The sequence below is a fragment of the Halorubrum sp. CBA1125 genome (genome assembly GCF_009742825.1).
Lineage (GTDB): Archaea > Halobacteriota > Halobacteria > Halobacteriales > Haloferacaceae > Halorubrum.
On sequence record NZ_WPCE01000127.1, the window covers coordinates 1 to 8,529 of the forward strand.

Here is an 8,529-nt window from a genome sequence, read left to right on the forward strand (position 1 = left end):
CGGACGGCAGAAGAACTCATTGACATCCTCAATATCTAAGCCATCAGCAGAAGAGCTTCGGTCCCTGCGTCAATCTTGCTGTTAATCGTGGGACGAAGCGTGTCCAACTGGGTGTCGTCGCCATACACTTGCGATCAGTCCGGAGCCGACGACCCCGATGAACGAGAATGCAAGGACCGTCGTGAGGACGTTCGGGTTCGAGAACCCGGTCGTCGCAATGAACAGCGCGATCGCCGCATTTCGAGCGGCAGTCGTCGTTGCTAACACTTCCCGAGTCCCTTGTGCTGGACCGCCGAGCCAATATCCAAGCACCAACGATGCACCCACGGCGACCGCCGAGAGCCCGAGGGTTTCCGTTCCGACGAGGGAAACCATACTGCCGCTGTAGACTACCAATAGAACCACAATCAACCCGACGAACGTGTAGTCAGAGAGTCGCTGAGTCAGTGGATACAGACTGTCTACAAGCGACGGGAGAGCGAACGACATCCCCAAACCAAGCAGTAGCGGAATCAGCTGGATACCCAGAACCATCCGCCCGATTGCGAGGGGATCGACAGCGACGTCGCCAGGGAGTAGCAGCAATAAGGAGGTGGGGATGGTGACGACCGAGAGTATACAGAGAATCGCCATGAGCCCGCTGGCGAATGCGACGTCGCTATCTGAGATTTCTGCGAGCTTCGGGCCAAACGGAGCGCCGGGCGAGACTGCGAGTAACACAATACCGGCTGCGAAGCCGGTCTCCACAGAAAACGTTCGAACGAGGAGATAGGCGATTAACGGAACCGCAATGAGGTTCACCAGCAAGGAGTTCGCCAACAGTCGCCGCCTCCCAAGTGCGTCAACGAGTTGGCTGACGGAGAGCTTCACTCCCATCGAGAACATCGTCGAAAGCACGAAAACTGTCGTTACGGACTCGACGACTATCTCTCCAGATATCTCTACCATTCCCTTTGGCTCTTGTACAAAATCTCGCGTTTCGTCCCTTTCTTTACTGCGGTTTCAGACGATGTCGTCCTACGATGCTGCCATCCTACCCGACGACAACCACGCAAAGAGCGTGGTGAGGATCCCGGACGTGTATTTTCGAAAGGTGGCGTCTAATTCAGCGCACCGATTCCCCAGCCGACGACCACCCTATTGTTGATCGGGTCGACTAGTCGAGAGAGGTTGCTGAATCCAGCGTCAATTACGTCCACATCATCGCTGCCGGCAAATAGCCGAGAGCCAATACGGCTGCGTACGGTTCCTACAATCAACGAGAGGGGTTGGAACGACCACCACACCAGTCCGCCGATTGGGTCCAAGAGAGGCCCTCCAAGCGGCTCATAGGTCCTGCAGCTGTCGTCGTTCCGGAAGGTGGGCTTCCAGTCACTCCTCGAGTCGACGCCGGCGCTTTTCGAATTCCTCCTCGGAGAGCTCTCCACGGGCGTACCGGGACCGGAGCGTCGAGAGTGCAGCATCCGCCTGGTTTCGTTCGTCGACCGGAGAACGCCGATAGACGAGCACACCATAGGCGACAAGTGCGACCAGACTCAGTAGGACGACCGACCAGACGAGTGGCCACCAGGTGAAGCCGCCCACGCTGCTGCCCATCCCACCCATCCCACCGGAACCGCCGCCGTGCTGGGCGGTCGCGATACTCGAGAAGGGTACTAAGAGCGCAGCTGCAAAATCGCCACGAACCACGGCAGTCCTGACAGGAGCGGTATTCATGGATCGCTCAGGTGATTATGCGGTCGCGGTTACTGTCGATTCACCTGTGTCTTGGAGCGTCTCAAGGAACTCTTCGGCGTCGAGGACAGCCATGCTCCCGGTGCCGGCGGACGTGATCGCCTGCCGGTAGCGGGGGTCAGCAACGTCGCCAGCAGCGAACACCCCGGCCGTCTGGGCTGTGGGCCGCCCAGCGTCGTCAGTCTGCGTGAAGATGTAGCCATCCTCGTCACGTTCGACGCCGGTGCCGTCAAGGAACTGCGTGTTCGGCGTGTGGCCGACGGCGTAGAACACGCCGCCAACGTCGACCGTCTCTCGCTCGACATCGATACCGGACTCGGCCTTCTCTCTAGGATATCCGTCGGGATGGGAGACGAGCGTGGCGCCGGTCACGCCCTCTTCTTGGGAGCCGTGGATGGCTTCAAGTTCCGTGTTCCAGCGGAATTGGACGTCCTCGTGGTCGCGAGCACGGTCGGCCATGATCTCCGATGCCCGCAGCTCTTCGCGACGGTGGACGACCGTCACGGAGTCGGCGAACTTCGCGAGGAACAACGCCTCCTCCATGGCGCTGTCGCCGCCACCGACGACGAGCACGTCGTCGCCGCGGTGGAACGCACCGTCACAGGTCGCACACGTCGAGAGCCCGGCCCCCATCAGTTCGTCTTCGTTCTCGGCGCCGACCCAGCGCGCGCTCGCGCCGGTCGCGACGATCAGCGACCGCGTGTAGATCGGGTCGCCGGTCGACAGCGATAGCTCCAGCGGCTGGCCGTCCAGGTCCGCGTCCTCGATGCTGCCATGCTGGAACTCGGCGCCGAACTGCTCGGCCTGCTCCTTGCCGCGCTGAATCAGTTCCATCCCGCCGACATCCTCGGGGAACCCGAGATAGTTCTCGACGTCGGGCCTGAGCGTGAGCTGACCGCCCGGTTCGTCGCCCTCCAGCACGAGCGGGTCGAGGTCGGCCCGCGCGGCGTAGACCGCCGCCGAGAGCCCGGCGACTCCCGAGCCGGCGATGACGAGATCGTGGATATCCTGAGTCATTTACTCGGTGTAGCTCTCGATAAGCGTTCGGAGCTGGTCTTCGCCCTGGAGACCGACAATTTCCTCGACCTGTTCACCGTCGGCGAACAGGACAAGGGTGGGAACCCCCCGGACGCCGTAGGCGGAGGCGAGTTGCTGGTTGGCGTCGACGTCGACTTTCACCACAGTCGCGTCAGTCTCGGTGGCGAGCGTCTCGACGATCGGTTCGAGCATCTGGCACGGCCCACACCAGTCGGCGTAGAAGTCCGTGAGGACGACATCGTCTCTGCGACGATGTCGTCGAGCTGGGACTGCCCGTCGACGTGCAGCGGTTCGTTCGTGGACGCGGTGCCAGCGTCGGATGCAGTATCAGTTGCCATCACCAGTACGTATGTACCAGTACTAATTAAGATTTTTGGGGAATATATACAATACTACCCAATACAGATAGTCAACCGAAATACCGATCGGAACCCGAGATCGCGCAAAATTCTACTCCCGAGGGGAGTCTTAGAACCAGAGATAGAGAGAAGTAGAGCGTTAGCTTTCGGCTGCAGGAGCCGCAGTTTTGGACTGCTCGTACTTGGTCTCGAACTCCTGGATGAGCTGGCCCATCTTCGCGTACCAGTCGTTGAGCAGGCGCTGCATGTCGTCGGCGATCTTGGATGGGTCAGTCGGCGAGTAGACGTGGTAGTAGCCGCCCTGGTCGTAGTTGATCTGATCTTTCTCGATGAAACCGGTCTGCAGCAGCCGTTGGACGGCACGGTAGGCCGTCGAGCGTTCCCGGTCGACTGCATCAGCGATCTCGTCGACGGTCAGCGGTTCTTCGGCCTCGACGAGCGCCTGGAAGCACTCCTTATCGAGTTCTTTGAGACCGTGGAAACACTCCAGCAGCCCCTCGCACTCCATATCCCGACGGAGCTGTTCAGACATCGAATCTGGCATTGTTATCACTACCACGTAGGTCCTGGCCCGTTAAAAGACTTTTGCACAGTTCGCACAATTTCGCGGTGAACCAAGAGAGGGAAACAGGAAAAGGCGTGAACAGCTACTCGTCACTCTGGGGAGATCCAGGGAGTAAGCAATCAAATTAATCCGACCGGGTAGCGGGTTGGCGGAAAAACAGATTAGTCGGTAACTGTGGTTCTCTGATGACGCTTCTGCCGGAGCGACGAAATCGTCGTGTACAGAATCGCGAAGGCAACGACGACCGCCGCGCCGATAACCAGTACCAGCCCGAGCAGCTCGAGCGTCGGGCTTCCGACGTAGGAGCCGATCTCGCCGATACCCACGGCGATGGCACCGATCAGGAGCATCCCGCCGAAGTAGATTTTGATGCCGTCAGCGTCGACGACGGCGGTCGCAGCAGAGCCGATACGCGCACCGAGTGCGCTCCCGAACAACAGCGGGGCGACGATACCGAGATTCACGCCGCCGCCCTGTCCGTAGAGGTAACTTCCGAGACCGCCGGAGAAGACGATCTCGAAGAGGTCGGTCCCGACGGCGACGGGTACCGGAACCCCGATCGCGTAGATCATCGCCGGCATCCGGATGAACCCGCCACCGACGCCGAGGAAGCCGGACAGAAGACCAGTCGCGAAGGCGACGGCCGTGATAACCCACGCGGAGACTCGGACGTCGCCGCGGAGCGTCACCATCGGCGGAATCCGAACGGTCTGCTGAATCGTTTTGGCGATTTCTGGGATCTCGTACTCGTCGAGTTCCTTGTCAGCAGCCTCGTGATCGATACCACCGCCGCCATTACTCTTCAACGCGTCACGAGTTACCATCGCCCCGACACCGCCGAGGAGGACCACGTAGGCGACGCTGATGATACCGCCAGCGAGTCCTAACGACTCGAGGTAATAGACACTGGCACGGCCAGCCTCGATACCGATTGTCGTCCCAGTGATCATGATGGCGCCGAGTTTGTAGTCGACCTGCCCGAGATCGTGGTGTTTCAAAGTCGCGATGACGGCCGTCCCGAAGACGAACGCCATTCCGCTCCCCACTGCGACGGGCGCCGGGTAGTCTAGCATCAGCAGTGCAGGGGTGACGAGGAACGACCCACCCATGCCGAAGAACCCGAACAAGACCCCGACGACAAGACCAAACCCGACGAACAGTGCCAGCATCTCAGGACTGGTTCCCAAGATCCCGAGGCCGTCGAGGAGACTATCGAGCATTGGCTTCACCTCCGACCAAGAGCTTCATCAGATAGGGCCCGAAGAGGCGTTCGAGGCCACCGTAGCCCACGTATAGCACGATCGCTTCCAGTAGTATCGTGCCGATAAGCAAGGCTGTCTCCGGATCCCATGTGGGAATCTCTAATCCTGCCATCGGTTCTCCCTCTGAGTTTCGAACACGGAAATTCGCTGTTTACACATTTCTGCTCAGTAGCCCCTACCCTCCTCGTGCCTATAACGGTTTTGGGATTACTACACAATACTATATTCCGGTAACCTCGGTCAGAGTATCGATAACTTATAGGAAACATATAGATGCTGGCAGTTCACGAAACTGCTCAGCGAAGATGCCGTTGTCGACTATACCTACAAAAATCGAACAAAACCATGTTGTGGACACTCGACAAAAGTGTCGCTATGAGGGCCCTGTGCGCGACCGACCTGTCGGCTGCAAGTGAGGCCGCAATAGAGAACGAGACCTGTCTCGAGTGCTTGGGCCGTATCGGCGTCGATACGATCCATCTCGTGACAGTCGTCCCGGCCAACGTCCACGCCGGGATGCCCGGCGTGAATTTCGAGGAGCGACGCCGACAGGGGCTGGACCAGTATCGGCGGGTGATCGAAGCCGCGGGGTTCGACGTCGAGACACACGTCGTCCGCGGAACCCCCTATCGGCGTATCAACGGCATCGCCGAGACCGTGCACGCCGACCTATCGGTCGTCAGCTCACGGGGACAAAGCCCGTTAGAGAACCGGATCATCGGCTCGACGGCCCGCAACCTCGCGCGGACGACTGTCGTTCCGTTGTTGGTCAACCGCGTCGAGCGGGGGACCGACGACCCCGAGGTTCTCCGGGAACACCTCTTTCAGCGTGTTCTCTTCGCGACGGACTTCTCTGAGAACGCCAACCGAGCGTTCGACGCCTTCTCGTACCTCCGTCACGCGACCGAGGAGGTGACACTCGTCCACGTTCGGTCGCCGAAAGACGAGGACATCGACGCCGATGCCAGCCCACAGGAGCAGTTGGCCGAGCATGCGAGCACGCTGGAAAACTGGGGCATCGAGACACAGGTCGAAGTCCGACACGGCGATCCCGCCAACGAAATCCTCGCCGTCGAATCTGAGGTAACACCGTCGACGGTCCTTGTCGGGTCGAAAGGGAGAAGCCGTATCCGACGGCTCCTGTTGGGGAGTGTCTCCGAGGAGATCGTCGCACAGGCAACGGGAAACGTCTTTCTCGTCCCGCCGCCCCGGGCAGTCTGAGAGAGACAACACCAGGGCTGCGATATCGTTGGGCGTCGGCAGCCCTTGCCAGCTCTCAAGGCGCGTGGGAGCCCCAAGAGACGGGGCCCCAACGGAGCATTCAGTCTTCAGTGACGTTTCCCCTTCCAGCTCTCGCAGGCGCGGGCGGCTTGTGAGTACCGAACTCGGGATGGGTCTCCTCCATCCAGAGATACACCACAGCACCGGAAACAAAATCAGACCAGCGGTCAGGTAAAACGCCGCTTCAACGTTAACGAACTCCATCGAGAGTCCGATCAGGACCGCGCCGACGGCGTAGCCGGAGTCCCGCCACATCCGGTAGATGCCCATCCCCACCGAGCGCCACGTCGGGTAGGCCGCATCGCTCGGGGACCGTCATCAGGTTCGGGTACAGCAGCGCCATCCCCAGACCGGAGACGCCAGCCAGGACGGCCCACGGGAGGTAGCCATCGACGAGCACCATTCCGAGGACGCCCGCGATGAACATCCCGGCGATGACGGGGGGACGGGGACCGATTCGGTCCGCGAGCCCGCCGGTCGCAATCTGGAGGAAGTACATCGCGCTGTGGACTCCGATGACGACCCCGACCGCCGCGATACCGAGGCCTTGGCTCACCAAATAAAGCGGGACGGCGATCCAGAACAGTGTATCGACGAAGTTCTCGATGTGGCTGGCCTGCGCCGCCGCGAACAGTGTCCGGTCACCGTACGTCGCGTGCTCCAGCACCTCATTGAACGGGAGGTTCGCGTCGTGATGGTCGTCGTCGCCCTCGGCCTGCGCATACTGAACGGTTTCCTTGATCAGGAAGATCGAAATGAGGAACGCCAGCACGACGACGAGGCCGAGGAAGTAGAACGGTTCGGGCCGCAAACTCCACTGACCAGCGATGACACCCGTGAGCCAGGCGCCGACGGCGACACCAGTGTAGCCGAACGCCTCGTCGATGCCGACCGCGAGCCCGCGCTGGTCGGGGCTCGCGAGGTCAATCTTCGCGTTGATCGCCATGCTCCAGGTCAACGCCTGGTTGATGCCCAGCAAAATGTTCCCCACCGTGATCCAGCCCCAGCTCGGGGCGAAGATGAGAATAATCGGTAGAGGAAGCGATGTTGCCCACCCGACGATGAGGACGGGTTTGCGACCATACTCCTCACCCTACTTGCCGGCGTAGAGATTGAGGATCGACTTCACGACGCCGAAGGACACGACGAACGAGCCGATCACGAGGAACGACTCGACGCCGAGGACGTCCTCTCCCAGCACGGGGACGACGGTCCGCTCGGAGCCGATGGTCAGCCCGGTCGCGAAGACGAGCAGGACGTGCAGCGAGAACTGCCCGAGGTGTTCGTGGATTCCTTGTTCGAGTTCAGTTGCCGTAGGCATTAGTTCGTGAGTTCAGCAGGCTCATTTGTGGGTTACAGTAGGAGGAGCGCGGTGCCGTACGCGAGGCCGAACGACAGGACGAACGACCCTGCCCACGCCCCGACTGTCAGGAGAATCTTTCTGGCATCCACAGCTTCCCGACCGCCGACCGCGGCCCCGCTCCCGATGATGGCGCTGACGACGATCTCGTTGAACGAGACCGGGACGCCGAGCAGGACTGCCAGCTGTGCGATCAGGAACGACGGCACGAGCGCCGAGATAGAGCGCCGCGGCCCCAGCGACGAGTAGTCTTGGGCGAGCGACTTGATCATCCGCGGCGCGCCCGTCCACGAGCCGACGAGCATTCCGAGGCCGCCGCCGACGAGCACGGCGAACGTCGAGACCATCCCCACCTCGTCGAGCAACGGCAGCAGCGGCCCGACAGCGAGGCCGACCTGACTCCCGCCCGCGGAGAACGCGACGAGCGAACCCAGCGCGAGTAGCACTCGACGCAGGCCACCGGGCTCGTCCCGACTGACGTCCCACCAGACGACCGTTGCGACGGCTAGCACAGCGAGGCCGGTGATTCCGAGCGCCGATACCAGTCCATCGACGGTCAGCACTCGCTGTCCGAGCCCGCGGACGGTTCCCGCCGCGCTTCCTTCACCGAGGAAGCTGAACTGAATGTTCACGAGAACGGCCCCGACAAGGCCGGCGAGAATCGGAATGCTGTATCGTTCGGGAACATCGGGACGTGGAAGGAGGCTTGCGATGGTGAACGCGATGCCCCCACCGACGAACGGCGTCAACATCCAGACGGCGGCGATCTGCTGGTACTTCGCCCAGACCGGTGTGCCACCGAGGGCGAGGCCGACACCGATAACAGCACCAGTCACGGTGAACGCAGTCGCGATCGGATAGCCGGTCGTGATACCGACTGCCTTTAGTCTGCGCCCGTCGCGGCGGTGTTACGCGCCTGGCTGCGGCTTC

Annotated in this window: 7 protein-coding genes and 3 pseudogenes; 1 reads left to right on the forward strand and 9 read right to left on the reverse strand. The window is 61.2% G+C overall.

Annotated elements, in window-relative coordinates; genetic code table 11:
* Positions 1-81: 81 nt before the first annotated feature.
* The 7 genes and pseudogenes from GJ633_RS11315 to GJ633_RS17235 all read right to left on the reverse strand — a co-directional run bounded on the left by GJ633_RS11315 (position 82) and on the right by GJ633_RS17235 (position 5,070).
* A complete protein-coding gene (locus tag GJ633_RS11315) occupies positions 82-948 on the reverse strand; it encodes a bile acid:sodium symporter family protein (protein WP_156588915.1) in 867 nt (288 codons plus the stop codon).
* Between the two features lie 423 nt (positions 949-1,371).
* Entirely contained in the window at positions 1,372-1,689 is a 318-nt protein-coding gene (locus GJ633_RS11320; RefSeq protein WP_197431321.1) for an SHOCT domain-containing protein, read from the reverse strand.
* Positions 1,690-1,731: 42 nt separating this feature from the next.
* Complete coding sequence (locus GJ633_RS11325; protein ID WP_197431322.1) at positions 1,732-2,751, reverse strand: NAD(P)/FAD-dependent oxidoreductase; 1,020 nt, start codon at positions 2,749-2,751, stop codon at positions 1,732-1,734.
* Positions 2,752-3,110, reverse strand: a pseudogene (gene trxA / locus GJ633_RS17230) (thioredoxin). It abuts the gene before it with no gap.
* A gap of 160 nt (positions 3,111-3,270) precedes the next feature.
* Positions 3,271-3,675: a helix-turn-helix domain-containing protein gene (locus tag GJ633_RS11330; RefSeq protein ID WP_156588917.1), complete on the reverse strand. Its 405-nt coding sequence runs from the start codon at positions 3,673-3,675 to the stop codon at positions 3,271-3,273.
* Between the two features lie 182 nt (positions 3,676-3,857).
* Positions 3,858-4,916, reverse strand: a complete 1,059-nt coding sequence (locus GJ633_RS11335; protein WP_156588918.1) for a sulfite exporter TauE/SafE family protein — start codon at positions 4,914-4,916, stop codon at positions 3,858-3,860.
* A complete protein-coding gene (locus GJ633_RS17235; protein ID WP_164471069.1) occupies positions 4,906-5,070 on the reverse strand; it encodes a hypothetical protein in 165 nt (54 codons plus the stop codon). The genes GJ633_RS11335 and GJ633_RS17235 overlap by 11 nt, the downstream gene beginning before the upstream one ends.
* A 263-nt stretch (positions 5,071-5,333) precedes the next feature.
* On the opposite strand from GJ633_RS17235, the gene GJ633_RS11340 reads away from it, so the two are divergent.
* Positions 5,334-6,179: a universal stress protein gene (locus tag GJ633_RS11340; protein ID WP_156588919.1), complete on the forward strand. Its 846-nt coding sequence runs from the start codon at positions 5,334-5,336 to the stop codon at positions 6,177-6,179.
* Positions 6,180-6,279: 100 nt separating this feature from the next.
* Here GJ633_RS11340 and GJ633_RS11345 read toward each other — a convergent pair.
* A pseudogene (locus tag GJ633_RS11345) lies at positions 6,280-7,560 on the reverse strand (MFS transporter).
* 32 nt (positions 7,561-7,592) lie between these two features.
* Positions 7,593-8,495, reverse strand: a pseudogene (locus GJ633_RS11350) (inorganic phosphate transporter); the annotation flags it as partial.
* Between the last annotated feature and the right edge of the window lie 34 nt (positions 8,496-8,529).